The following is a 24187-nucleotide window of genomic DNA, read 5'->3' as shown; positions in this document are numbered from 1 at the left end:
ACGTCGCATGGACGTCTCCGCCAGGCGTGGGCAGCGCATCATTACATAACTGACGAGTTTGCATACGGTGGGATGATATGATCGTACATCAGGATTTCCTTGTGGCTCTCTTTCTGCCCGTGGTTGCCGTTCTTGCGGATGTGCTGATTGGCGACCCGCACCGTCTGCCGCATCCGGTGTGCCTGCTTGGCTGGGTTGCGGCCCGCCTGGAGGAGGCCGCACGCCGCACCACCGGCGCCATGCGCCTGAAGGGCGTGCTTGGCGTATGCATCCTTGCAGGGGGCAGTGGCGCCGCGGTGTGGGGACTGATTCATCTGCCCGTCATCGGCATGGCGGTGGGGCTGTACCTTGCGTATGCAGGGCTGGCCCTTGGGCAGCTCCTGCGCGAGGCGCGCAGCGTTGCGCGACTGATGGACGGCGGCGACCTGGACGGCGCGCGAAAGGCGCTGTCCATGCTGGTCAGCCGTGACACCGCCCACCTGAGCGAGGCGGAAGTGCGCTCCGGCCTTGCCGAGACCCTGAGCGAAAATCTCAACGACGGCTTTGTTGCGCCGTTTTTCTATTTGGCCCTTGGCGGTCCTGTGGCGCTGTGGGTGTACAAGGCCGTGAGCACGCTGGACTCCATGTGGGGGTATATGACGCCGCGCTATCGCCAGTTTGGCTGGGCGGCGGCGCGTCTTGACGATGTTTTGGCATGGGCGCCTGCGCGGCTGACAGCCGTGGTGATGGTACTGGTTGCGTGGTGCATGGGCGCGCGGACCAAAGGCGTGTGGGCGCGCATTGCCGCAGACGCCGGGAAAAGCTCCAGCCCCAATGCGGGGTGGCCTATGGCCGCTGCGGCGTGGCTTATAGGGGCGTCCATGGGCGGCCCGGCCATCTATTTTGGTCAGCTCAAGCATAAGCCCCAGCTTGGCCCTAAGCGCTTGGACTGGGATACCGAGGCCACGGAGCGCCTGATGCGGCTGGTGCTGCTCTCGGGGCTGGCGTGCGCTGCGTTGGTGCTTGGCGTCTTGGGGCTGACGCACTGCCTCGTCTAGGCGGGGCAGGAGGGCCTTTGGGCCGCAGGGGTGTTGCCCTTCGGGCGGAATGCGTATAGACCGTTCGGTTCTGGCCGCAGTGTCGCCACCCGGCCGGAAGAGCGGCAGGGAATCCCCTGAAAAAAGATTGGAGTATGAGCCATGCATTCAGAGCTGGATGAATATCCTGAATTCGACTACTTAGTGTTTATAGAGGGGTTTCTTGTTCCCATCGCCCATATTAAGGCCATAGGCTGGGTGGAGAAGACCTTTCCCGACCCGGCGCGTCCCTACGAGAAGGAACAGTATTACTTCCGAGTGCACCTGGATCAGCCCGTTGGTGACAGCGGAGACGGTGTCGCCCGCGACTTGGCTTCCTTCTTCGAGACCGAGGACGAGGCCGAGGCCGCCCGTATGGAGCTGGCCGAACGGGTGAACGATTTTTATAAAAGCCTCTATGCCAATATGATGTTCACCAGCAACATCCACTGACGCTTCAACGCGCCGCAGAGTTTGCGGCGCGTTTTTTTTTGCGTTTTTTCCGTTTTTTCTATATTCCCCAAATCCTTTGCGAAACACATCGGTTCTGCGCCCCAAACGCGGTGGGCGCGGGGGCTTTTGTCGCGTCCGGGTACATTCAGTGCATCCGTACGCTCATGTGGGCACTTTCGTCCGGGTGACAGGGGCCCACAGGAAAAATACGGCCGGTGTGGCGCAAGCCAGCAGAGTGCGGTAAGATGTGATGCCTTTGTCCTACGCAAGGCGGCGAAGTATGCCGCTATTCTGCCGAAATGGCAGGGATTTTGTGGCGAGGTCAAGGCGCTGGCAGGCCGCCCCGAACGCGGGGCACAGCGCGGCAGTACCGCCGCGGGATGGAGAAAACCCGGACGGAATGTCTGGTCGCTCCGGGCGCGGACCCCGGCAACCGGACAGGGAGACGGCATGAACGCTTTACGGGATTTGCTCGCTTATTCGGGCAACGATTTGCATAGCAGGTTCCGCCCCTTTGCGGAGCGGATGGAAGAGGCGGGGCAGCACCCCATGGTCCTCAATGTTTTCAAGTCGCTGTACGCGCGGCTTTTGGACGGCGACCCCGGTTCACTGGCTGAGTCGGACATTACGCCACTGGCTGGTGACGAACTGGCGCGCTATGGCAGTCTGGATGGGTATACCCGGCACGGGATGGACCATCTGGGCAAGGTGGCCATCATCAAGCTGAATGGCGGCCTTGGGACCAGCATGGGGCTGGAGAAGGCTAAGTCGCTTATCCCCGTGCGCGATGGGATGTCCTTTTTGCAACTCACGTTGGCGCAGGTGGACGCCCTGCGCACCCGCTATAATGTGCCGGTGCCGCTGCTGTTCATGGATAGCTTCCGGACCCATCAGGATACCCTCACTGCCACGCGCGATTGCACCAACGGCAGTTGCGGCATTCCGCTGACCTTTGTGCAGAACAAATTCCCCAAGGTGCTGGCGGACACGCTGGAACCTGCCGATTGTCCGGAGAACCGCTCCCTTGAGTGGAATCCGCCGGGGCACGGCGATATTTATACAGCGCTTATTACCTCGCACATTTTGCCCCAGCTTTTGGATTCCGGCATCCGGTACGCCTTTGTTTCCAATGTGGATAACCTTGGCGCGCTGTTTGATCCGTCTCTGCTTGGCTATATGGTCAAGGAAGGCCTGCCTTTCGTGATGGAAGTGGCCCGCAGGCAGGAGACGGACCGCAAGGGCGGACATTTGGCGCGCTTAAAGGATGGCCGTTTGGCCCTGCGCGAGATTGCCCAGTGCCCGGAGGCCGACCGTCAGGCATTTCAGGATGTAAGCCGGCACAGCTATTTCAACACCAACTCCATCTGGCTGGACCTTGCCGCCGTGCGGCAGGTGATTCTGGAAGAGGGGATGGTGCCGCTGTCTCTTATCCGCAACGAGAAGACCCTTGACCCACGCGATGCCTCTTCGCCGCGCGTCATTCAGCTGGAGACCGCCATGGGCGCGGCCATATCGTGCTTTGCCGATGCCGCCGCCGTGGAGGTGCCCCGCCGCCGCTTCTCCCCCGTTAAGACCACCGCCGACCTGATGACCGTTATGTCCGATTGCTACGAATTGCGCGACGACTACGCCCTTGTCCCGCGTGAGGAGCGTGCCGAGGACTTGCCGCAGGTGTCTTTGGACGGTGACTACTACAAATGCATTGATGATTTTCTGTGCCGGTTCCCGGAAGGGGTTCCGTCGCTGATGGATTGCTCATCGCTGGATGTGTGCGGCGACGTGACGTTTGCCGCCGATGTTGCCCTGGAGGGCGACGTACGTATTCGTGCAGAGGGGGCCGCGTCCGTGTTCCGCTGATTGTCCCGCGCCCAAGGGAGGAGGTATGCATCCCGCACCGCCCATGACGCCGTATTCCGAGAGTCTGCTTGTGCACCCAAGGCGCATTGACGTCCTGCGGCGCGAAGCCGTGGGGTTTGCCTCGGTCGACTTGGGGCGGCGTCAGCTGTGCGATTTGGAGCTTTTGCTCACGAGGGCGTTCTATCCGCTGGAGGGTTACCTCGGGCGGGAGGACTATGAGCGGGTGCTGGACGATATGCGTTTGGCCGATGGGGCGCTTTGGGCCATGCCGGTGTGCCTTGATGTACCGGAAGCCGTCGCGCAATCGCTGCGGCCCGGTTTGCCGCTGGCCCTACGTGACAGCGAGGGGTTTATGCTGGCGGTGTTGCACGTGCAGGACGTGTGGAAGCCGGACAAGGCCCGCGAAGCCCGCGCGCTGTACGGCACGGATGACCCCGCCGCCCATGACGGGGTTCGCCGCCTGTATAACGAGGTAGGCGAGTGGTATGTGGGCGGGCGTGTGGAAGGACTGCACCTGCCCCAGCATTACGATTTCCCCGAACTGCGACTTTCTCCCGCCGATGTGCACCGCGCCTTTGCCCAGCGTGGGTGGCGGCGCGTGGTGGGCTTTCAGATGGCGTCATGGCCGCATTGCGCCCACCATGACATGATGCTCGCCGCGGCCCGCGAGGCCGAAGCCAATATTTTCATTATGCTCGATGTCAGTCCCGGCCGGGACCGACGCGCCGAGATCTTCCCGCTTATCCGCAGTTACCGAAAATTCTTGGAGCGCTTTCCGCGAAATATGGCGGCCTTGGCGTTGCTCCCGTATGCCGGGCGCGGCGCGGGCCCGCGCGAGGCTCTGTGGCAGGCGCAGATTCGCGGCAACTATGGCTGTACGCACGTGCTGTTGCAGGGGCAGGAGCAGGGGCAGGATGACGCCTGTGCGGAGGGCGGCCTGCGCCCTCAACGTGGTGGGGACGACGCTGCGATGGAGCTTGTGCAGCGCTACGCCGAGGAGGCGGGAGTGACGCCCCTTGCAGAGCGCCCCCGGTGCTTCGTGGAGGGCAGGGGAGAATACGTGCCGCTGGACGCCGTCACCGAGGACATGCGCGTGAGGGAAATTTCCTCGCGCGAGTTGTGGCGGCGGCTTGAACACGGGCTGGAAATTCCGGAGTGGTTCCTGTTTCCCGAGGTGGTGGAGGAACTGCGCAAGGCCCACCCGCCTCGACACAAGCAGGGCTTTACGATTTTCATCACCGGGCTGTCCGGCGCGGGCAAATCCACCCTTGCCAAGGTGCTGCTGCATAAATTCCTGGAAATGAATGGCCGCCCGGTCACGCTGCTTGATGGCGACATCGTCCGCCGCAATTTGTCCAGCGAACTGACGTTTTCCCGCGAGCACCGCAACCTGAACGTGACCCGCATTGGCTACGTGGCGAGTGAAATCACCAAAAACCGTGGCATCGCCCTATGCGCGCCCATCGCGCCCTATGAGGAGTCGCGGCAGGCGGCGCGGCGTTTGGTGCGGCAGTACGGCGGTTTTGTGGAGGTCTATATGTCCACGCCGTTGGCCGTGTGCGAGCAGCGCGACCGCAAAGGACTGTACGCCAAAGCGCGGGCCGGGCGTATTGCCGGGGTGACGGGTATTGATGCGCCCTACGAGCCGCCGGTGAAGCCCGACCTTGCAATAGACACCACCGAACGCACGCCCAAGGAAGCAGCGCACGAGGTGCTGCGCTACCTTGCCGTGCAGGGGTATATCGTCTAGCCCCAGCCATATTGCCCCGAAACGCAAAGCCCCCGTCTGTCATGCAGGCGGGGGCTTTGCGTTGCAAAAAAGGGGGGAGGGCGGCGCGTGAGGCTCCTGCGCGATGTCGTTCCGGGGTGCTCCGCCCGGGAGCATCCAGCCGCGGGAGAGGTGGCGGATCGCGGGCTTCGGAACACTGGCGAAAGCGAGTCGCGCCGTGGCGTATGAAAGAGGCGGCCAGAGGGTAAGGAGCCGGAGGAAATACGGGAGAAGGAACGGGTTGGTGCAGTGTGGGGGCTGTGCTGGTGAACTGGGAGGGAAGCTGTCCTGACTCGGCGCGAGCGCTGCATCAGCGTTTCCCTCCCCCGCTTTCTACATAAGACACCTGCCAGCTTTGGCAAGGGGAATTTTAGCCTATACCGGGGCTTCTTCGCGATTCTCCTGTTGGGCTGGCCCCCTGTGGCGGTGACTATTTGGCAGAAGTTTTGCGCTGGCATAGACCGACACAGGATGAGCGTTGTTGTGCAGGACGATGCCGCTGAGTCCCAAGATGCATACTGTGGTGCCAATGAGGGGGCTGAAGCTTGTGCCGTGGATGAGGGAGAGGGACGCAAGGCCGATGTGGAGGAGGCTGAAGGCGATGCCCGCAATGCACAGGGTGCGGGTGCGGTGGAGGTCCATTTCGGTGCCGAGGACGGTGATTATGGGGGTTCCGGGAGCGACTTGCGTTGGAATGGAAGCGGCGCGACTCCACCGGGCGCTGAGGAAAAGCACACCGCACAAGGCCACGCACGTCGCCCCGCTGATGCTGACCATGATTGAAAACGTAGGCAAATACGCCGAAAAAATGGCTGTCATACCCTGAGCGGCAATGGACGCAACGATGATGGCTCGGCCAAGACGAAATCCTCTGCTGCGTAAGCGGCGCGCGCAGGGCGCGAGAAGGGGCGGTGTTGCCTTGGATATGAAGGCGAACAGCGGGAGGAAGTAGAGAAGAAGTGAAAAATCCGGGAGGCTATCAAAGGGGGCCACCATGTGCCCGTCGCGCATTGTGATAAGCATGACTTCGATATCGATGGAAAAGAACAACGCGGTGGTTGCCCCGACGGAAAAGGCGAGAAAGGCGTCCTGCTGCGGATGAAGCCACGCAGGAAGGGCGTCGTTCTCACTGTGCTCCGCTCCCCCTATTTCGTCGTATCGCTTGGCAAGTTCACCGGCTTTTCGGGCGTTTGCCTGGCGCAGGAAGACCGTCAGAAGCAGAAAGCATAATGTGAGGCCTGGGGTGACATAGAGAAAATAGCGCCGCAGCACAGGAACAAAGAGCGCCCCGTAACACGCGCCAAAATAGACCACCGCGCCCAAAGCAAGCGCAACGCGAGTCCAAGTAACCTGATCCGAAAGGGGAGGTGGGGCACCCATGCAGGAACTCCTTGATGTTAACAGCCTGAAAAGATTGTGTATCTTTTTTTGTCGATGTCGTCGAGGCATCCGTGTTTGGTGTTCAACTGACACTGGGGGAGCGTTGTAGGAGATTGAAGAGAGTTGAGCTGTTATCCATAGAGCGTGCGGTGAAGAAGGCAAAGAATGTTTTTCGGTATATGAAGGATTGACAATAGAGAGGGAATTCGAGATTAAAATAGTGTGGTGGTGTATTTTTGTTGTGAAAAGTCGCGTGAGTATACTGATGTATAGAGCGATGGAGTTACGATTGAGAGAGGAAAAATGAAGCAAGCCATGTGGATATTGATAAGTATATATTGAGGGGAGTTGTATTGTTTACAACACAAGTCTACGCCATCCTATTGCTTGTAACTTTCACTTTGCACGCTCTTGCAAGGTCGGCACGCGTGCAAAATGTTGTCCTTCTGTGCGCAAGTTTGTTTTTCTATTCCTTTATAAATATACACTTTTTGCCAGTTTTAGTGTTTACTTTTGTTTCGTCGTATTTGTGTTCGTGCTTAATACGGACTTATACAAGGTTTAAATATAGTATTGCGTGGATTGGGATAGGTGTCCTTGTTATGAATCTCGCATACTTTAAGTATGCATCGTTTTTTCTTGAAAATATAAATTTGATTCTAGATTTGAAAAAAACGGGCGTCTCAAGTGAGATTGTTTTACCAGTTGGGATATCATTTTTTACGTTTCAAGCGATTTCTTACATAGTTGATGTATTGCGCGGAAAGTGTAGTTATCGTGGCTTTGTTGACTATGCGCTGTATATTTCTTTCTTTCCGCAACTTGTAGCGGGTCCAATAGAGAGGGCGAATAACATTTTTCCTCAAATTAGTGTGAGGAGGAATGTGCTCGCGCAGAATATACAAAGCGGTTTATATATATTAACAATCGGTTACTTTTTGAAGATTTGCATTGCCGATTATTGCGGAATTATCGTGGATGCTGCGTTCAACCATAAGCTGTATACGGGGTGGACAACCGTTCTTGCGACAGTGCTTTTTTCTATTCAAATTTATTGTGATTTCTGGGCGTACAGCCTTATTGCAAAAGGATCGGCAAAGCTCTTTGGTATCGACCTAGTATGGAATTTTAACGCTCCTTATGCCGCAACTTCTATAGTCGATTTTTGGAGACGTTGGCATATAAGCTTAAGTTTATGGCTTCGTGATTATCTGTATATTCCTCTTGGTGGTAGCAGGGAGGGGGCTGGGCGTGCAGTTGTTAATATTATTGCAACATTTACGCTATGTGGGCTCTGGCACGGTGCTGGTTGGAATTTTGTTGTCTGGGGTGTGTATAATGGATTCCTTGTGGCCATTGTTCATATAATGAGATCAATAAAGAAGCTTAATATTTTTCGCACAGGGGATTGGTTAGGATGGGTGTTAACAACTCTGGCTGTTCAATTCGGATGGTTTTTGTTCAGGGTGCGGTCACTTGAGCAATTGATGAACTGTTTCAATTCGTTTTCGAATATGTCGTGGCTTACTGGGCATACAATGATGTTAAAAGTTGCAGTACTTTTTCTGTTTGTCATAGCGGTTGTCGAACTAATTCAAAAGAGAATAATTGAATATGATGGCCTTTTTGTGTTCCAGTCGATACGCCGGGCTGCAATAACAGCTATCATGGTGACGCTATGTTTTGCCTTGTATGAAAAAGAATTTGGTCAGGCCTTTATATATTATAATTTCTAGCAAGCAGCGATTGCAACGGAGCATGTTGGCGGAATGAAGAATACAAAGGTAAACTTGATGGCATACCTATCATCCGTTGCTTTGTTTGTGACAATTCTTTTTGCGATTGGTCTGTATGTGGGACAGTATGTTGATCAAAATGAAATAGTCTTGAATAATATAAAAAAAGAAACAAGTACTGTGATAGCCTATACGCAGTGGATGAGGGTGCATGGAATACGGGCGGACATAGGGATATTCGGAGACAGTATTGCAAGTAACTCTCTTGTTGCACAGCAAATTGCAACAGAAACAGGATTCTCAATAGAATCGTTCTCTACGACGGGGTACTGTGGTCCTGAGGGGTATGCAGAGCTTGTTGATGTCTTTTTCACCTATAACCCGGACTCCTATGCCGTCATCGCAATAAGCCCAACGCAGTTCTATCGACTTCCTGAGTGGCGTCCGTACGGTAAGGTGAGGAAAATAGCACAGGTTCTTCAGCGTGAAGCGAAAGCGTCGGTTGCTGGGGGCCCTTTTTACCGTCGATGTCTACTTCCAATACAATTGTATGCCAAAAGACTTTTGGACACTCCCTTTGTCTCTGCCCCAATGAACCAGGCATTTGGGGGCTATTCGCATTTTCAGCGCATAATTGCAGAGACAGGGAACTATCCATCTCCGCAGATTGTCAGTGGGATGAATCTGTCGCTCGAGGAGTATATGAGTCAGGAATCAGAGCCCATCTCCTGGAAATTGCGAGGTGGGTTTGTGCCCGATATGACCCCTGAGTACATCGCGGTACTCGGCAAGCTTAAAAGTGTCATACAAAAGTATGGATTCAGTCGATTCTTTCTCACAGTTTTGCCTATTCCAGATAATGCTCCCCCAAAAAAATTGGCTAAGCATGCCAAGTCTGCGTCGGCACTCCTTGAATATTTAGGCCTGCCTCGTTCACAGTATATTGAAACGGCACCTGGTGCGCCCAGCTCTTTGTACGGAGACGGGCGCCATTTTCATAAGCCAGGGAGCCAATACATGAGCCATATATTCGCCGATGCATTCAAACGAACATTTCGGCGAGCGACAATCAGAACCTTGGAAGAACACGCACAAAAAGAATAGCCCTTGTATACCTCGCAGACAGTTCCGTTAGAATGCTGGGGGGCTCCTTAGAGGGGAAGGCTGGGCTTAAGGAATAATGCAGGTGGACCCCTGAAGCGGGCTTGCGGGGCCGTTTTGGGATGACGGGGCGAAGATGTCGGCCCCGGCTGTCTGACCAAAAGGAAAAAGGGACGTAGAGTTGCCTCTACGTCCCTATGTTCTCTGGTCGGGATGGCGCGATTTGAACGCGCGGTCTCTGCGTCCCGAACGCAGCGCTCTACCAAACTGAGCCACATCCCGTCGACGGAGAGAGTGATTAGGTGTTTTATCCCTGTTTGGCAAGTACTTTTTACGATTATTTTGAAAATTTCGTCGAGACTTTTTGCCCCGCAAAGGGGGAAGGGGGCAGAAAGTGAGTCGTGTGGCACCTCTGTGGCGGAAATTGGAGTTGTCTCCACCTCGTATTTCTTTTACACCCTTGTCTTAAACCATTTTTGCTGTGATTGGTGTCCTAATCATGGTAAGATTCGCCTTGGTACCCGCTCGTTCTGTGCCAGAGGCGTCGTGTCATAGCCTGCTGTTGAAAAGGAGTTCCCGACGTGGTGACGGTCGTAGTGGTGGATGATTCCGCCTTCATGCGCAAAGCAATCCAGACCATGCTCGAAAAAGACCCCAATATTCGTGTTGTGGCGACTGCCCGCAATGGCGAAGAAGGGCTTGAGATGGTGCGGAAACACCAGCCAGACGTGGTGACCCTCGATATCGAGATGCCCCGTATGGACGGATTGACTGCTTTGCGGCATATTATGATGGAGATGCCCAGACCTGTGCTTATGGTCAGTTCTCTGACAACCGAAGGGGCCGAGTCTACCCTGAAAGCCATGGAGCTTGGGGCTGTTGATTTTATTCCCAAGCAGCTTTCCAAGGTTTCCTTGGATATCATCAAAATCGAGGAAGACCTGCGGAAAAAGGTGCTCACTGTTGGCCGCCGCAAGTTCCGCGCGCCCAAGGCCCCTGTCCGGGCCAAGGCCGCACCGGCGGCGTCCCCCGCGGCAACTCCTGCCGCACCCGCAGCCCCCAGGAAGCCCAAAATCGGTGGCAGTCTGAAGCGCGACGTTGTCGCCATTGGCGTATCCACCGGTGGCCCGCCTGCGGTGCAAAAAGTGCTGTCGCAGCTGCCTGCGGATTTCCCCGCTGGCATACTGATTGCTCAGCATATGCCTGCCGCGTTTACCGGTCCTTTTGCCAAGCGGCTGGACAGCGTCTGCCCGCTGCGTGTGAAGGAGGCCGAAAATGGTGAACGCTTCGCCCCGCGTACGGTGTACGTCGCCCCCGGCGGCAAGCATCTGCGCATTGAACAGAAGGTGAGCCGCATCGATGTGGTCGTGTCCGAAAGGCCGGCCGAGGCGCTGTATAAACCGTCTGCGAATGAATTGCTCGCGTCGGTAGCCGGAGGGGTTGGACGGCGTGCACTCGGTGTCATTTTGACCGGTATGGGCAATGATGGCATGGAAGGTATGAAGGTCCTGAAACAGCGCGGCGGACGGGCCTTGGCCCAGAGTGACGCAACATGCGTTGTGTATGGAATGCCCAAGGCGATAGTCGACGCGGGCCTGGCAGATGAGATTGTGGACATCGACGACATGGCCAGTGCCATAATCGACAATCTTTACAAGTGACCCATATGCCGCCCCGGGCGTCAACCCGGGAGAATGATGCAAGGATGGGAGAATGATGGAGAACTGCAAGGAGATAGCCAAAGTCCTGCAAACCGGCGAGGTGGAGGACAAGCGCGAAGCCGCTTTCCTCGCGGGAGACAAGGAATGCCGAGAGGCCATTCCAGACCTTGCCCAGCTTTTGCTGTCGGACAATTTGGGGTTGCAGGAAGCCGCGGACATGGCGCTGCGTAAGCTGGGGGGCGTAGAGACGGCAGAGGCCGTCATTCCTCTCTTGCGTTCCGATGATGCTCCCGTGCGTAACCTGTCCATGGACATCCTCCGCGAGATAGCGGGGGAGGCCATGTCGTCGTTGACCAAGCTGGTGCACGACGAGGACCCGGATATTCGGATATTTGTGTCCGACATTCTCGGCTCCAGCGGCAGTTCCCAGGCGGTGTCGCCGCTTGGCGACATGTTGCTGAAGGACCCCGAGGTGAACGTGCGGTATCAGGCCGCGGTCAGCCTTGGTGAATTGCAGCTGAAGCATGGCGCCAAATATTTGAATCAGGCCCTCAAGGATGAGGAATGGATTCAGTTCGCCGTCATCGAGGCGCTGGCCAAGGTGCGCGAAGACAGTTCCATCGGCGCACTGGCCAAAGCCATGGGCCGTAGTTCCGACCTTGTTGCGTCCATGATCGTCGAGGCCCTCGGCGAGATGGCCAACGTCAAGGCCGTGCCTATGCTACTGGCGCAGATGGACTCCTCTCCCACCGCTCTGCGCAATAAAATCGTCAAAGCCATCGTCAACATCCTCGGCGGCAAGTCGCTCAAGCTGCTGTCGCAGAAAGAGCGCGAAAAATTCCGGCAGTACCTGCTCATCGCCATCCATGATGAGGAAGAGGACATCCAGGACGCCGCCATCCTTGGCCTCGGCTTTGTGGGCGGCGAAAAGGCCTCGGCAGAGGTTCTGGAGCTCGCCTCGCACATGGACCCCGAGCGTGTGCCGGAGCGCCTTGGCATTGCCGTGGACGCCCTTGCCAATATCGGCCTGACCGAGGCCCTGAGGGACGGCCTGCACGGCAAGGACACCCACAGGGCGCTGGTCGCTGTGGAAGCGCTGGGCCGGACCAAGGACGACGCGGTCTGCTCACTGATGACCAACGTCTTCTGGGACTGCGAGCGCGATGTGCAGCGCGCCCTGATTACCGCGCTCACCAATTGCGGCGCGGTGGTGAAGGATTTCTTCCTTGATGTGCTGCAGAAGCATAACGACGGCACCGTGCTCAAGGGCGCGCTGGCTTACTTCGGCACCGTGCTCAAGGACGAAGACACCGGAGAGGTGCTCTTCGGCTTCCTCGAACATCCCTACGACGACGTGAAGGAAGCCGCGCTGGAAGCCTGCGTGAACGTGGGCGGCGAGGCGATGAACGAGCGCTTCCACACGCTGTTCCGCAGTCCGGAACCCATCCACAGGCTTATGGCCGTCTACGCCATGGGCAAGCTGGATATTGCTGCCAATATCGATGACATCAAGCTCGCCCTTGAGGACGAAATCCCCGACATCCGCAAGGTGGCCCTTGAGGCCTTCTCCCACATGTGTGCAGACCTGCAGACGTGGCTCCCGGTTATCGAGAATCGTCTGAGCGACGAAAACCGCGAAGTGCGGCTGGCCGTTGTGGACCTTATGGGCGGCTGTGACGATGACGCTGTGGTGCCCATGCTACTTGTCGCGCTTGATGACGCTGACGACTGGGTCCGTGTGCGCGCAGTGGAGGCGCTGGGACAAAAGGCCGCCAAGAAGGCCATTCCCCGCCTGATGGACCTTGCGGAGGACGAATCCCCGCTGGTGCAGATTAAGGTGGTGGAGACCCTTGGCTCCATTGGCGGCGAAAACGCGTTCCGCGCGCTTTTGGAAATCGTCAATTCCGAGAACCCCGAACTTTCCGCGGCAGCCGAGGACGCGCTCGCTCGAATTCAGGATGAACAAGGCGGGGAGGGTAGCTAACATGTCTTCTCTCTTCTCCAAGACCATCTCCCTGAAGAAGGAGTTCACGATTTCTCCGGAGGAGTTCAAACAGCTCCGGGATTTCATCTACGATAAGTGCGGCATCTATATTGCAGATAACCGCAAGTATCTGTTGGAAAACCGACTCCGGAACCGGCTGAAGCACCTGAACCTCAAGTCCTTTGGCGAGTACTATTACTACTTGCAGTACGACGCGCAAAAACGGCAGGAGCTGAGCAAGCTCTTTGAGGTGGTCACCACCAACGAGACGAGCTTTTTTCGCAATCCGCCGCAGCTCAAGGTCTTTCAGGAAAATGTGCTGAAGGAAATCCTTGATGAGCAGCGCAAGAAGGGCACCAAAAAGCTGCGCATTTGGTCTGCAGGATGTTCCACGGGCGAAGAGCCTTACACAATGGCCATCCAGCTGCATGAAACCCTGCGCAGTGAGATTAGTTCTTGGGATATTCGCATCACCGCCAACGACCTTTCGGACGCGGTGCTGGCGTCGGCGCGCCGGGGCGTGTATACGGAGTATGCGCTTCGCACGACACCGAAGGAAATTATTCCCAAGTACTTCGATGAGGAAGACGGCAAATTCAAGGTGAAGCCAGAGCTGAAAAAGCTCATCACCTTTGGACAAATCAACCTCAGCGATCGTATGCAGCTTAAGCGTGTGGAACGCTCTCACATCGTCTTCTGCCGCAACGTCATCATCTACTTTGATGATGCCATGAAGAAGAATGTCATCAGTTCATTCTACGACAATCTTCTGCCCGGAGGGTTTCTGCTGATTGGACACTCCGAGTCGCTGCATAACATCACCCGTGCATTCAAGCCGATGCACTACACCGGAGCCATTGTCTATAAGAAGGGTTAACGTGCCTCGTGGTACTTGCATGCAGGAGGAAATCCGTCGCGATGAATGCAACCGAGAGACGCAGGGAAGTCCGACTCCCCAAGAATTTTCGTGTGGAGCTGCGAGAGTTTCGCTTTCCTTTGGCACGGCAGAAGAAACATGAAGTCAGCTGCGCGGACATCAGCGCAAGTGGAATGAGCGTCGTCTGCGGGCAGAAGTTCAAGGACGGGGACAAGTTGCAGGTGAAGATTTTTATCCCAAGCCTCAACAAGTTCCATTCCGGTTACTTCAAGGTCTTTGAAAGTGACGCAGGCCAGTACCTGCAGGCCATTGCCGAGGTTGTCCGCATTGAGGAGATTATGCCGCTGACGCGCTATAAGCACGGCATTCGCTTTTTGGATGTGGACTTTGACGACCTGCAGGCACTGAGGAGATTTATCTCAAGAGCAGTGTAAGAGGGGACAGGCCCGGAAGAAAAGTCCCGCGCTGACGCCACAATGCGCCCCATGCGGGACGGGCGCGTACACGACGAGGGAAAAACGTTGGGTATTAAGGTGCTCGCCGTCGCCAACCAAAAGGGTGGCGTAGGGAAGACGACAACAGCGCTGAGCCTCGGGGCCGCGCTGCACAGGCTGGGGAAGAAGACCGTGGTCATGGACCTGGACCCCCATGCCTGCGCCTCCATCCATCTGGCGCACTACCCGGAGGACCTGACCCACACCGTTCTCGACATCTTTTATGCCGAGAAGGACGACGTCCCCGAGCTGTGGAAAAAGATCATCCACCAGGAGCAAAAACCGGGGTTTGATTTTGCCGCGGCAAGCATCCGCCTCTCCGAATTGGAGATGGACCTGAAGTCCCGCCCAGGGCGCGGGGCAATATTCAAGGATGCGCTGGAGCCGTTGAAGGGCGAGTACGACTACATCGTTTTGGACTGTCCACCGCATGTCGGTGTGCTTCTGGTCAACGCCTTGGTGGCATCGGATCTGGTGATTATCCCCATCCAGACCGACTTTCTGGCCCTGCATGGACTGCGGCTGCTCTTTGACACAATACGCACGCTGAACCGGGTGCTGGCACGCCCCATCCGGTTTCGGGCTCTGCCGACAATGTTCGACCGCAGGGCCGGGGCGTGCAGACGGGTGCTGAATCTGCTGAGAAAGAAGCTCGGCGACAAGATGTTTGAAACGGTCATCAATCTGGACACCAACTTTCGCGAGGCGAGCGCCAAGGGCAAGGTTATCTACGAGATAGATGAAAACTCCCGCGGCGCCATCGAATACTCCCTGTTAGCAAAAGAGATCGTAGCGAATGAAGACGCCTGAGGAATACTTTCTGGAACGCAATTTTCTCCCGGAGTCCGATGAGAATCTGACGGAGGCCGAACAGGCCTTTCTGAAGAAATACATGGGGCACGGGGAAAACGCGGACGCCGTAGGACAGAGCCTGCCGGACCCTGCACAGGTGCAGGCGGCCCCGGGCTTTGCACGGCGTTCTGATGACGGGCAGACGGCGCAGGAATCCGTAGACGAACCAGACCTGATGGAAAGCCTCAAGAACGAGCCTTCCCTCCAGCTGGTTGCCTTCTCGCTTGGCGGGCAGGAGTTTACGGTGCCCATCGACACCGTGCAGGAGGTCATCAAATATGTCGCTCCGACCAAGCTTCCGGCGGCTCCGGGATTTATCTCGGGCATCGTGAACCTGCGAGGCCGCGTCACGCCACTGGTCATGACCGGCATGCTGATGGGCATCCCCGTGGCGAAAGAAGACTGCCGTTTCATCGTGGTCTGTAAACGCAAGGGGTTGCAGGTGGGCCTTCTGATTGAATCGGTGAAGACGATGTACAGGGTTGAGCAGGACAGCATCGACTGGGGAGTGGAAACCCACCTCGGCGGCAACGTCGAATACGTGGCAGGGCTCCTCAAGGCTGAGGACGCGAGGCTGGTAGGCATCCTTTCGGTTGACCGCATCGTGGACAAGGTTCTCAAGGGATAGGGAGAGAAAATGTCTAAACATATTCTTATTGTGGACGATTCAAAGACTGTGCGGAATCTGGTTGCCTTCATCATGAAGAAGGAAGGCTTCAAGGTGACGACCGCCGAAGACGGGCTGGATGGTCTTGAGAAGCTGTACTCCGCAGAGCATGTGGACCTCATCATCTCCGATGTGAACATGCCACGCATGGACGGCTTCACCTTTATCAAGACGGTCCGCGAGCAGGATACCTACAGGGATGTGCCCATCGTCGTGCTTTCCACGGAAGGCCAGGACAAGGACATCCAAACCGGCCTGAACCTTGGGGCCAACCTGTACATGGTCAAGCCCGCACAGCCCGATACCATGGTGAAGAACGTCAAAATGCTCCTTGGCGCGTAATCGGCCGATTTGCGCCTGGACTGTTTCCAACGGGTGTCCGGTTGGTCTTTCTCACTCCGGAACGCCGAACTTTTGAGGTAGGGCAATGAGTCAGGAGTTCATGGATCCTGAAATATTTGCAGATTTCATCATAGAGGCCAAAGAGCATCTAGAGACGATTGAGCCAAATCTGCTTGAGCTTGAGAACAACCCCGAGAATCTGGACCTCCTGAACGAAATCTTCAGGCCCATGCATTCCCTCAAGGGGGCATCGGGTTTTCTTGGGCTGAACACCATCAATATGCTCGCCCATCGCGCGGAAAACGTTATGGACGAGCTGCGCAAAGGCAAGATGGTGGTCACGTCTGAGATTATGGACGTTATCCTGAGCTCCACGGACCTCTTACGGACCATGATTGATAATCTGGAGACGGAGGGCGGTGAAGGCGATGTGGATATCACCGACACGGTGAACACGCTGGACGCCCTGCTTGCGGGTGGTGAAGCTCCGGCCGCCCCCGCTGCGCCCGAGGTCGATGAGACCCCGGCGGTCGCCGAGCCGGGCGCCCCCGCGCCGCCAGCCGCCGAGCCGGAGGAGGAGCTGGAACCCTTCGTGGTAGAAAGGTACACCCTCACCGTGGCGGCTAAGGAACACCTTGAGGACTTCCTCGAAGAAGCCCGAGAGATCGTCCAGAATCTCAACGAAGCCTTGCTCGGTCTGGAAAAGGACGAAACGCCCGACGAGACCGTCAACGACATCTTCCGGTACTACCATAACCTCAAGGGCAACAGCGGCATTGTCGGCTTCAAGGACCTCAACTCCCTGACGCACGAGGCCGAGACGCTGCTCAACATTGTGCGCCGCGGCGAGATGAAGGTCTCGCAGCCGCTGGTTGATCTGTTGCTCATGGTGGCCGACGCCATTGAAACCCTCATCGGCAATGTGGACTCCGAGAGCGCCGAGGCGGAATCCTTGGACACGCGTAAGCTGGTGCATGCCCTGCAGCACGCCGAGAAGACCGGCGAAATTCTTCTGCCCCAGACAGAGGGCGACGAGGAATCCAAAGCGCAGGAGGCTCCCGCGGAGGAGGCCGCACCAGCCGAAGAACCCGCCCCCGCGCAGGCCGCCAAGCCCGCCGCCGAGCCTCAGCCCTCGCTGGAGGTGGACGAAGAGGACGCCGGTATCTTCATCGCCACGGTGGACCAGCAGATTGCCGCCATCAACCTCTCCCTTGAGGAGCTGGGCAAGGACCCCTCGCAGTCCAGCTTTGTGGACGCGCTGTACCGCTCGCTCATCACCGTGCAGAACTCCGCCGGATACATGGGCTTTGAAGACATCAAGCTCAATGCTGGCCGCACCGCAGGACTGGTGGATCAGGCCCGTACGGCGGATATGGATTTTTCCCTGATGCTGGACATCCTGCGTCAGGAATGCGGCATCCTGAGTGACCAGATTCAGGGTATCGTGACCCGCCTGAAGGGCGGTGGCGAAGAGGAACTGGCCGCCGCTGCCGAAGAGGAGCTGGAGCATGCTCCCGCGGCCGAGCCGCAGCCCGAACCGGCGGCGCCCAAAGAGGAGCCTAAGGAAGAGCCGAAACCTGAGCCCAAGCCTGAGCCCAAGCCTGAGCCGAAACCGGAACCGAAAGCCGAGGCAAAGCCGGAACCGAAGCCGGAACCCAAGCCCGAGCCAAAGGCTGACGCCAAGCCCGCGCCCGCGCCGGAGCCTAAGAAGCCCGCCGCCAAGCCCGCGGCCAAAGCTGCCGCCAAGGACGCGCACAAGCCCAAGGTCTCCTCCACCATCCGCGTGGACCACGAGAAGCTGGACCACCTGATGAACCTCATTGGCGAGTTGATCATCAACCGCAACCGGTTCACCATGCTGGCCCGCCACTTGGAAGAGGGCGGCGAAAGCGGCGAAGGCGTGGACCTGCAGGACGTGGCATCGAATCTGACGGAAACCACTTACGCAATGGCCCGCATTTCTGATGACCTGCAGGACACCATTATGAAAGTGCGCATGGTGCCCGTGAAGACCGTGTTCACCCGCTTCCCCCGCCTTGTCCGCGACCTGTCGCGCAAGAGCGGCAAGAATGTGGAACTCATCATGGAAGGCGAAGAGACGGAACTGGACAAGAGCGTCATCGAGGAAATCGGCGATCCGCTTGTCCACCTTATCCGAAACTCCGTGGACCACGGTCTGGAATCCCCGGCGGAGCGCAAGGAAACCTCCAAGCCCGAAACCGGCAAGGTCTACCTGCGCGCCTACCACGCGGGCAACTCCGTGAATATTGAGGTCGAGGACGACGGCAAGGGCATTGACCCCCAGCGCATGCGCGAAGTCGGCGTCAAGAAGGGCGTTATCTCGCCCGAAGAGGCCAAGGCGCTGGACGACCAGCAGGCCATTGAGCTGATTTTCGCTCCGGGCTTCTCCGGCGCGGAGAAGATTACGGATATCTCGGGCCGAGGTGTCGGCATGGACGTCGTAAAGACGAACATCAAAAACCTCAAAGGCTCCATCAACGTGCAGACCGACGTCGGCAAGGGCACGCGCTTTACCCTGTCCCTGCCGCTGACGCTTGCCATCATCGACGCACTGATGATTACCGTGGGCGGTCAGGTCTACGCCATTCCCCTTGAAGCCGTGTCCGAGACGACCAAGCTGGATGCCGACCTTCTCACCGAGGTCAACAACCGCAAGGCCGTCACCATGCGCGGCGAGGTCCTTGGCATTCTGGAACTCTCCGAGATTCTGGAAATCGACTCCGACTCAGGGGGCGAAGAGGATACGCGCAAGCAGTTGCCCATCGTGGTGATTCAGGATGGCAACCGCCGCCTTGGCATCATTGTGGACAGCCTGCTGGAGCGGCAGGAAATCGTCATTAAACCCCTTGGCGACTACCTTGGGGAGAAGGAAGGCATCTCCGGTGCCACCATCATGGGTGACGGTTCCGTGGTGCTTATCCTCGACCCGCACGAAATCTACCGCATGTCCACGAGGGCGACGGCTGCTGTCCCTTAGCCCCGTAGACCATATCGCAATACAAAAACGCCGGAGTGCAGTGCACTCCGGCGTTTTTCTGTTGGCGTACGAATGGTCCGCGCAGGCGTATTACGGCGTGGCGGCCAGCAGGGTCATGGCCCATGTTTCAAACATGCCCATGGCGGCAACAAGCAGACACAGGGCGGCGATAACCATGGTCGGCTTATGGCGCATGGGGGTTGCGGCCTTAAGAACCACAGCCCACAGCAGGCTGGCGAGTACGGCAAGGCCAGCGCCACCCATGGTGAAATAGCGCGTCATTTCGCCGAGGGATGCGGCGGCGACGGTGGGCTGGATGGTGTAGAACAGCCACCCGGTGCAGGCGGCAGCGGCAACGCTGGCCGCAGCGGCCCAGCCCGCGCAGTAGCGGCTGGCGTAGCTGTAGTAGTCGCGGCCCCAGTCATCGCGGCCACGGCGCAGAATCATCCACACCAGGCCGAAGGCGGCGGCAAAGGCCACGGCAAGGGTCAGCGTCAGCAAAAAGAGCGGCGCAAAGAACAGGCTGCCCATGCCGGAAAGCAGGAAGGTGCTCAGTTCCTGCACGGTGCCGGGCAGGGGGCGGTTGGCCATGGACATCAGCTCGGTACTGAGCGGGCAGGCCAGCGTGGCCAGTGTGCCAAGGCTGGCGAGCACGCCCCACAGCTTGTGCAGGCCCGGAGCCTTGCGCGAACCTTTCCACGTAAAGGCGTAAATGGTGGCGAAGAGAGCCGTGACGCCAAGGGCGCCAAAGTTGGCAGAGGTGATGGGGCGCAGTGTGGTGAGCCACGGCCGGATGTCCTGCGCACCGGTGTAGTGCAGGTAGGCCATGGAGCCGAACACGGAAAGCAGCGCGGCGAAAACGAACAGCACACCCATCAGGCTGACCTGCTGGGCAAACTTTTTCAGAAACACTTTCTTTTTGGCGCCAGCGATGTATTCACTGACGACGGCAAGGGGAAAAGCGCCGAGACCGGTCAGTACCACTGCAAAATGGATGGCCAGCAGTGCATGCCCCCCCAGCAGCCGGGGATTGAAATCCGGAAACGTCATTGCAAGAGGCTCCTTCGATAGGGATACGGACGATTCATATTGTGTACAGGCGGGTTTTACTTGCCCTAAAAACCGCCTCAGGGCAAGGTTGCCGAAGTTCTGTGGGCATTTCTTTTCCGCCGGGACACCTTGAGTTTTCCTTCGTTGTCGCCTATTTAATATGCGCAACCAATGCGGAGAACCACATCAACAGGAGGCGGAAATGGCCCTTAGCGTTCGGGCAACACTTCTTACCGCGGCGCTCGTTGTTCTGCTTGGCGGTTGTCAGACCGGCAAGCAATGGAGCAAGAGCGAAGAATGGCGGCTTCAAAACCTTGAGGAAAAAGCCCTCGGGTTCAAAAACACCCAGCTGAGCCACGCGGAGCGGCTGGACATCGTTGAAAAGCGTTTGAACCAACTGGAAAGCCAGCCCGGTGACGACGCGCCTGCCCAGCAGAAGGACCAGCCTCTGCTGACCTCTCAGGACCTGCCGGAACCCGGCCCGGTCACCACGGATGCCGCCGAAACGCCGCAGAGCGACAAGAAGTGGGACGCCTATCCGGAAGTGAAGGGTAAGAAGCGAGCGCGTACGGTCAAGGTGGAAGCACCGAAAAAGGTTGCCAAAGCCGCACCCGCCAAAGCGTCTGCCTCCGCCATGAGCGCCAAGGCGCTGTACGATGCGGGCCTCAAGCATGTTCTGGCGGGCAAGACCAAAGAAGGCCGCGCCGAACTCCAGCGCTTTATCGCCACCTATCCCAAAAGTACGCTCCAGCCCAACGCCCGGTACTGGCTGGGCGAAAGCTACTACCACGAAAAGCGCTACCCTGAATCCGTCGTCGCCTTCAAGGATGTGCACCGCTTATATCCCAAGCACGAAAAGGCCGCCGCAGCGCTCCTGAAGCTGGGGTATGCCTACGCCGCCCTTGGCGACAAGGGCAACGCCCGTTTTTATCTGAACGTGCTGCTTGACGATTACGGCTCCACGGACCCCGCCGCCCTTGGCCGCAAGAAGCTCCGGGCCTTGCGCTAGCCGGAGCCGTTGCCGCCATGAACGCCGAGCGTCTTGCCGAGTACCGGGCCTGTCTGTCTCTCCGCCACTGCTTGCACATTGGCCCGCGCACATGGAAGCGCCTTTTTGACCACTACGGCTGCGCCCGTGACGCCGCCGATGATGTCCGCCAGTGGTGCGGGCTTGGCCTTGCCTCCGCCAGACAGGTGGAGAGCTACGTCCGCGGCGCGTGGGAAGCCGCCGTGGACGAAGAGCACGAGGCCGCCCGCAAATGCCGCCAACCCGTCCTGCTTTACGACGACCCCCGTTTTCCGGACCTGCTCCGCAGGCTCCCCGACCCACCTCTTATGCTGTACTATTGCGGCGCCGTGGACTTGCTTCGCGGGGCTTGTGTTGCCGTGGTTGGCTCGCGCAGTTGCAGCGGCACGGGGATCTCGCACGCGCGGCGCATCAGCGCGGAGTTGTCCGGCGCCGGCGTGACTGTGGTCTCCGGGCTGGCGTGGGGCATAGACAGGCAGGCGCATTTGGCCGGGCTGGATGGTCCCGGTTCGTCCATTGCCGTGCTCGGCACCGGGCTGGACCGCACCTACCCGCCGGAGAATGCCGATGTGCGCGCCCTGTTGGAGCAGCGCGGGCTTCTCGTCTCCGAGTTTGCACCGGGCACCGGCCCGGTGGCGCAGAATTTTCCCTACCGCAACCGCATCGTCAGCGGATTGTCCCTTGGCGTGGTGGTTGTGGAGGCCGCGCGGCGCAGCGGCTCGCGCATTACGGCGCGGATGGCCCTTGAACAGGGGCGCGAGGTCTACGCCGTGCCCGGACCGGACGATATGCCGTCCTTTGACGGCTGCCGGGGGCTTTTGGACGAGGGCGCAACCCCTGCGGGCCACGCCTCGGACATCCTGCGCGACCTTGCTCCGCAGATTCGCGCGGTGATGGAGGGCGGCGCAGCGGCCGTGCGACCCCAAAAGGCCGTCACCCCGCGTGAGCGCCCAAAGCCGGAGCAGGGGCGGCTTGCTGATGCCTTTGGCGCGTCCGGTGCGTCTGGCGCAGTCCCGGTTGTTGGTTCGGCCACGGACGCCGTTGTCCCCCGCGCTGGGACCCGTGTTGCGGCTGCCGCGGGCGGCGCGGCCCCAGTGACGGACGGGCAGGATGAAGACTGCTTTTCCGGGTTGGATGACGATTCCCGGCTGGTGGTGGACGCCCTGCGCGGCAAGGACCGCGTGCATATTGATACCCTCTCGCGCGATTTGGGCTGGCCTGCGGCGCAGACCAGCAGCGTGCTTCTGCTCCTTGAGGTGCAGGGGCTGGTGCACCAGTGGCCGGGCATGGAATATAGCCTTGAGTGATGCGCCCCGCGTGAGCGGCGCGCCGCCGCGCAAGGAGACAAGGACCATACAGCATGGATACGTTTGACGATTTTTCTCTGCCGGATACGGCCATGGCCTTTTTGGGCTGGCTTGCCGTGGAAAAGGGCTACAGCTCCGCCACGGTCAGCGCCTATGGCCGCGACCTGGAGCAGTTTGAGGGCTTTCTGGACGGCCGGGGCCTCAGCCTTGCCGACCCGGACAGCGTGGACCGCACGCACGTACGCTCATTCATGGCGGACCTGCACCGCCGCAAGCTGGCGAAGACGACCGTGGGGCGCAAGCTGTCCAGCCTGCGGGCATTCTTTAAGTATATGGCCAAGAATGGCATGGCGATGTCCAACCCTGTTGCGGGCGTGAAGAACCCCAAGCAGGAGGTGCATCACCCCAAGGCGCTGAATGTGGATCAAGCCCTTGCGCTGATGGAAGCCAAGACCGGGGCCGACCCGCGCTCCCTGCGCGATATGGCGCTCGCGGAATTGTTGTATGGTTCGGGCCTGCGCATCAGCGAGGCGCTGGGGCTGTCCGTGGATGATGTGGACACCGGTTCCGGCGTGGTTCGCGTTTTGGGCAAAGGCTCCAAGGAGCGTCTGTGTCCCTTGTCCGAGGCCGGGGCGCGGCGGCTGGATGAGTATATGGCCGTGCGGGATGAGTTTACGCAGAGCCTGACGCAGACGGCGCTGTTTCTTGGCGACCGTGGCGGCGCGCTCCAGCGGCGGCAGGCCAACCGCATCCTTGAGCGGCTGGCGAAGCTGGCGGGCCTGCCGGAGGACGTACATCCGCATATGCTGCGGCACAGCTTTGCCTCGCACCTTTTGGAGGCCGGGGCCGACCTGCGCAGCGTGCAGGAACTGCTGGGCCACTCGCGCCTGACCACCACCCAGCGCTATACCCATTTGACCATGTCCAAGATCATGCAGTCGTACGACAAGGCGCACCCTCTGGCGCGCAAAAAGTAATACGAATTTGGACGCGTTGTGTGCGCGCCCTGCGCCCGCATGGCGGCTGTGGTGGCCGCCGTGCCACGGCGCGGGCTGTTGTCCGCGCCCTTTGTGCTCTGGAGCGCTGTACGCCACAGACAAGGCCGCCCGGCACCATCCACTGGATGGTGCCGGGCGGCCTTGTCTGCATTGGGGGGAGAGCGAGGGAAATTAGGACGCGTTGCAGGAGCGTGGGGGCGGCGGAGCGTCCAGCGGCTCCAGTACGTCGCCAAGGGTGCTGCCAAGGATTTTCCCCGGCCACTTGTAGAAGCAGTAGCCGTCCTCTTCAATGGTTTGCTCTATGCGGTGCTGGCCGCCTTTGGCAAAGGGCAGGTGCGAGGCGTTGATGGAGCCTTTGGAGAGCGTCAGCGGCCCGAAGAGGTACAGGATGTTAAAGGGGACGATTTTTTCGGGCATGTCCCCCTTGCGGACGACGAGGTAGACCTTTGGAAAGTGTTCACCGCTGTAGGTCTTGTAAAGCGTCATACGCTTTGGTTCTCCCTTGCGGTCCCCATACGGCCCCGATGTGGGGGCAGTGGAGGGCGGCCGTCTTTCACGCGTGTGATGAGATATACGAAAT

At 58.6% G+C, this 24187-nt stretch carries 20 protein-coding genes and 1 tRNA gene; 17 read left to right on the top strand and 4 right to left on the bottom strand.

What is annotated here, in order from left to right:
- Window positions 1-77 precede the first annotated feature (77 nt).
- From cbiB to ACI3L3_RS00435, 4 genes are all read left to right on the top strand, one after another.
- Window positions 78-1037 carry an adenosylcobinamide-phosphate synthase CbiB gene (gene cbiB, locus ACI3L3_RS00450; protein ID WP_404843126.1) on the top strand — a complete coding sequence of 320 codons (960 nt, stop codon included), beginning with the start codon at window positions 78-80 and terminating at the stop codon, window positions 1035-1037.
- 141 nt (window positions 1038-1178) lie between these two features.
- Entirely contained in the window at window positions 1179-1508 is a 330-nt protein-coding gene (locus tag ACI3L3_RS00445; RefSeq protein WP_404843125.1) for a hypothetical protein, read from the top strand.
- A 450-nt stretch (window positions 1509-1958) separates the two neighbouring features.
- A complete protein-coding gene (locus ACI3L3_RS00440; RefSeq protein WP_404843124.1) occupies window positions 1959-3365 on the top strand; it encodes a UTP--glucose-1-phosphate uridylyltransferase in 1407 nt (468 codons plus the stop codon).
- Window positions 3366-3390: 25 nt separating this feature from the next.
- A complete protein-coding gene (locus tag ACI3L3_RS00435) occupies window positions 3391-5115 on the top strand; it encodes a bifunctional sulfate adenylyltransferase/adenylylsulfate kinase (protein WP_404843123.1) in 1725 nt (574 codons plus the stop codon).
- A 393-nt stretch (window positions 5116-5508) separates the two neighbouring features.
- On the opposite strand, the gene ACI3L3_RS00430 is transcribed toward ACI3L3_RS00435, so the two are convergent.
- On the bottom strand, window positions 5509-6513 hold the full coding sequence (locus ACI3L3_RS00430; protein WP_404843122.1) for a hypothetical protein: 1005 nt from the start codon (window positions 6511-6513) through the stop codon (window positions 5509-5511).
- A gap of 317 nt (window positions 6514-6830) precedes the next feature.
- On the opposite strand from ACI3L3_RS00430, the gene ACI3L3_RS00425 reads away from it, so the two are divergent.
- On the top strand, window positions 6831-8249 hold the full coding sequence (locus ACI3L3_RS00425) for an MBOAT family O-acyltransferase (RefSeq protein WP_404843121.1): 1419 nt from the start codon (window positions 6831-6833) through the stop codon (window positions 8247-8249).
- A 33-nt stretch (window positions 8250-8282) separates the two neighbouring features.
- Window positions 8283-9353 (top strand): hypothetical protein, encoded by a 1071-nt coding sequence (locus tag ACI3L3_RS00420; RefSeq protein WP_404843120.1) that lies wholly within the window; start codon window positions 8283-8285, stop codon window positions 9351-9353.
- Window positions 9354-9555: 202 nt separating this feature from the next.
- Here the strand turns inward: ACI3L3_RS00420 and ACI3L3_RS00415 are convergent.
- Window positions 9556-9632: transfer RNA gene (locus ACI3L3_RS00415), tRNA-Pro, on the bottom strand.
- A gap of 299 nt (window positions 9633-9931) precedes the next feature.
- Between ACI3L3_RS00415 and ACI3L3_RS00410 the strand changes: the two genes are divergently transcribed.
- The 8 genes from ACI3L3_RS00410 to ACI3L3_RS00375 all read left to right on the top strand — a co-directional run bounded on the left by ACI3L3_RS00410 (window position 9932) and on the right by ACI3L3_RS00375 (window position 19225).
- Window positions 9932-11011: a chemotaxis response regulator protein-glutamate methylesterase gene (locus tag ACI3L3_RS00410; protein WP_404843119.1), complete on the top strand. Its 1080-nt coding sequence runs from the start codon at window positions 9932-9934 to the stop codon at window positions 11009-11011.
- Window positions 11012-11063: 52 nt separating this feature from the next.
- Complete coding sequence (locus ACI3L3_RS00405) at window positions 11064-12995, top strand: HEAT repeat domain-containing protein (protein WP_404843118.1); 1932 nt, start codon at window positions 11064-11066, stop codon at window positions 12993-12995.
- A gap of 1 nt (window position 12996) precedes the next feature.
- Window positions 12997-13872 carry a CheR family methyltransferase gene (locus tag ACI3L3_RS00400; protein ID WP_404843117.1) on the top strand — a complete coding sequence of 292 codons (876 nt, stop codon included), beginning with the start codon at window positions 12997-12999 and terminating at the stop codon, window positions 13870-13872.
- A gap of 41 nt (window positions 13873-13913) precedes the next feature.
- The gene (locus ACI3L3_RS00395; RefSeq protein ID WP_404843116.1) at window positions 13914-14306 is read left to right on the top strand and encodes a PilZ domain-containing protein; all 393 of its coding nucleotides are present in this window, start codon (window positions 13914-13916) and stop codon (window positions 14304-14306) included.
- Window positions 14307-14393: 87 nt separating this feature from the next.
- On the top strand, window positions 14394-15176 hold the full coding sequence (locus ACI3L3_RS00390; protein WP_404843115.1) for a ParA family protein: 783 nt from the start codon (window positions 14394-14396) through the stop codon (window positions 15174-15176).
- Window positions 15163-15846: a chemotaxis protein CheW gene (locus ACI3L3_RS00385; protein ID WP_404843114.1), complete on the top strand. Its 684-nt coding sequence runs from the start codon at window positions 15163-15165 to the stop codon at window positions 15844-15846. The genes ACI3L3_RS00390 and ACI3L3_RS00385 overlap by 14 nt, the downstream gene beginning before the upstream one ends.
- Before the next feature lie 9 nt (window positions 15847-15855).
- Window positions 15856-16227, top strand: a complete 372-nt coding sequence (locus ACI3L3_RS00380) for a response regulator (protein ID WP_404843113.1) — start codon at window positions 15856-15858, stop codon at window positions 16225-16227.
- 85 nt (window positions 16228-16312) lie between these two features.
- Window positions 16313-19225, top strand: a complete 2913-nt coding sequence (locus tag ACI3L3_RS00375) for an Hpt domain-containing protein (RefSeq protein ID WP_404843112.1) — start codon at window positions 16313-16315, stop codon at window positions 19223-19225.
- Between the two features lie 90 nt (window positions 19226-19315).
- Here ACI3L3_RS00375 and ACI3L3_RS00370 read toward each other — a convergent pair whose 3' ends face one another.
- Window positions 19316-20275, bottom strand: coding sequence for a hypothetical protein (locus tag ACI3L3_RS00370; protein WP_404843111.1), 960 nt, complete (start codon window positions 20273-20275; stop codon window positions 19316-19318).
- 202 nt (window positions 20276-20477) lie between these two features.
- Here ACI3L3_RS00370 and ybgF point away from each other — a divergent pair, with 202 nt between their 5' ends.
- From ybgF to ACI3L3_RS00355, 3 genes are read left to right on the top strand one after another with little or no spacing between them, the layout of a single operon-like run.
- Window positions 20478-21284, top strand: a complete 807-nt coding sequence (ybgF, locus tag ACI3L3_RS00365) for a tol-pal system protein YbgF (RefSeq protein WP_404843110.1) — start codon at window positions 20478-20480, stop codon at window positions 21282-21284.
- 17 nt (window positions 21285-21301) lie between these two features.
- Window positions 21302-22609 (top strand): DNA-processing protein DprA, encoded by a 1308-nt coding sequence (gene dprA, locus ACI3L3_RS00360; RefSeq protein WP_404843109.1) that lies wholly within the window; start codon window positions 21302-21304, stop codon window positions 22607-22609.
- A gap of 53 nt (window positions 22610-22662) precedes the next feature.
- Window positions 22663-23586, top strand: a complete 924-nt coding sequence (locus ACI3L3_RS00355) for a tyrosine recombinase XerC (protein WP_404843108.1) — start codon at window positions 22663-22665, stop codon at window positions 23584-23586.
- Between the two features lie 192 nt (window positions 23587-23778).
- On the opposite strand, the gene ACI3L3_RS00350 is transcribed toward ACI3L3_RS00355, so the two are convergent.
- Window positions 23779-24093, bottom strand: coding sequence for a hypothetical protein (locus ACI3L3_RS00350; protein WP_404843107.1), 315 nt, complete (start codon window positions 24091-24093; stop codon window positions 23779-23781).
- Window positions 24094-24187: the final 94 nt, after the last annotated feature.

Origin of the sequence: Desulfobaculum sp. SPO524 (assembly GCF_044987625.1) — a bacterium.
Taxonomy (GTDB): Bacteria; Desulfobacterota; Desulfovibrionia; order Desulfovibrionales; family Desulfovibrionaceae; genus Desulfobaculum.
This window is presented reverse-complemented; position numbering and strand designations above follow the sequence as displayed.

Bases quoted from the DNA above. Each gene is read 5' to 3' on its own strand.
- ACI3L3_RS00400 (WP_404843117.1), top strand. From the start codon at position 12,997: ATGTCTTCTCTCTTCTCCAAGACCATCTCCCTGAAGAAGGAGTTCACG.
- ACI3L3_RS00420 (WP_404843120.1), top strand. From the start codon at position 8,283: ATGAAGAATACAAAGGTAAACTTGATGGCATACCTATCATCCGTTGCT.
- ACI3L3_RS00445 (WP_404843125.1), top strand. From the start codon at position 1,179: ATGCATTCAGAGCTGGATGAATATCCTGAATTCGACTACTTAGTGTTT.
- ACI3L3_RS00440 (WP_404843124.1), top strand. From the start codon at position 1,959: ATGAACGCTTTACGGGATTTGCTCGCTTATTCGGGCAACGATTTGCAT.
- cbiB (WP_404843126.1), top strand. From the start codon at position 78: ATGATCGTACATCAGGATTTCCTTGTGGCTCTCTTTCTGCCCGTGGTT.
- ybgF (WP_404843110.1), top strand. From the start codon at position 20,478: ATGGCCCTTAGCGTTCGGGCAACACTTCTTACCGCGGCGCTCGTTGTT.
- ACI3L3_RS00435 (WP_404843123.1), top strand. From the start codon at position 3,391: ATGCATCCCGCACCGCCCATGACGCCGTATTCCGAGAGTCTGCTTGTG.
- ACI3L3_RS00430 (WP_404843122.1), bottom strand. From the start codon at position 6,513: ATGGGTGCCCCACCTCCCCTTTCGGATCAGGTTACTTGGACTCGCGTT.
- ACI3L3_RS00380 (WP_404843113.1), top strand. From the start codon at position 15,856: ATGTCTAAACATATTCTTATTGTGGACGATTCAAAGACTGTGCGGAAT.
- ACI3L3_RS00355 (WP_404843108.1), top strand. From the start codon at position 22,663: ATGGATACGTTTGACGATTTTTCTCTGCCGGATACGGCCATGGCCTTT.
- dprA (WP_404843109.1), top strand. From the start codon at position 21,302: ATGAACGCCGAGCGTCTTGCCGAGTACCGGGCCTGTCTGTCTCTCCGC.
- ACI3L3_RS00370 (WP_404843111.1), bottom strand. From the start codon at position 20,275: ATGACGTTTCCGGATTTCAATCCCCGGCTGCTGGGGGGGCATGCACTG.
- ACI3L3_RS00405 (WP_404843118.1), top strand. From the start codon at position 11,064: ATGATGGAGAACTGCAAGGAGATAGCCAAAGTCCTGCAAACCGGCGAG.
- ACI3L3_RS00350 (WP_404843107.1), bottom strand. From the start codon at position 24,093: ATGACGCTTTACAAGACCTACAGCGGTGAACACTTTCCAAAGGTCTAC.
- ACI3L3_RS00385 (WP_404843114.1), top strand. From the start codon at position 15,163: ATGAAGACGCCTGAGGAATACTTTCTGGAACGCAATTTTCTCCCGGAG.
- ACI3L3_RS00375 (WP_404843112.1), top strand. From the start codon at position 16,313: ATGAGTCAGGAGTTCATGGATCCTGAAATATTTGCAGATTTCATCATA.
- ACI3L3_RS00395 (WP_404843116.1), top strand. From the start codon at position 13,914: ATGAATGCAACCGAGAGACGCAGGGAAGTCCGACTCCCCAAGAATTTT.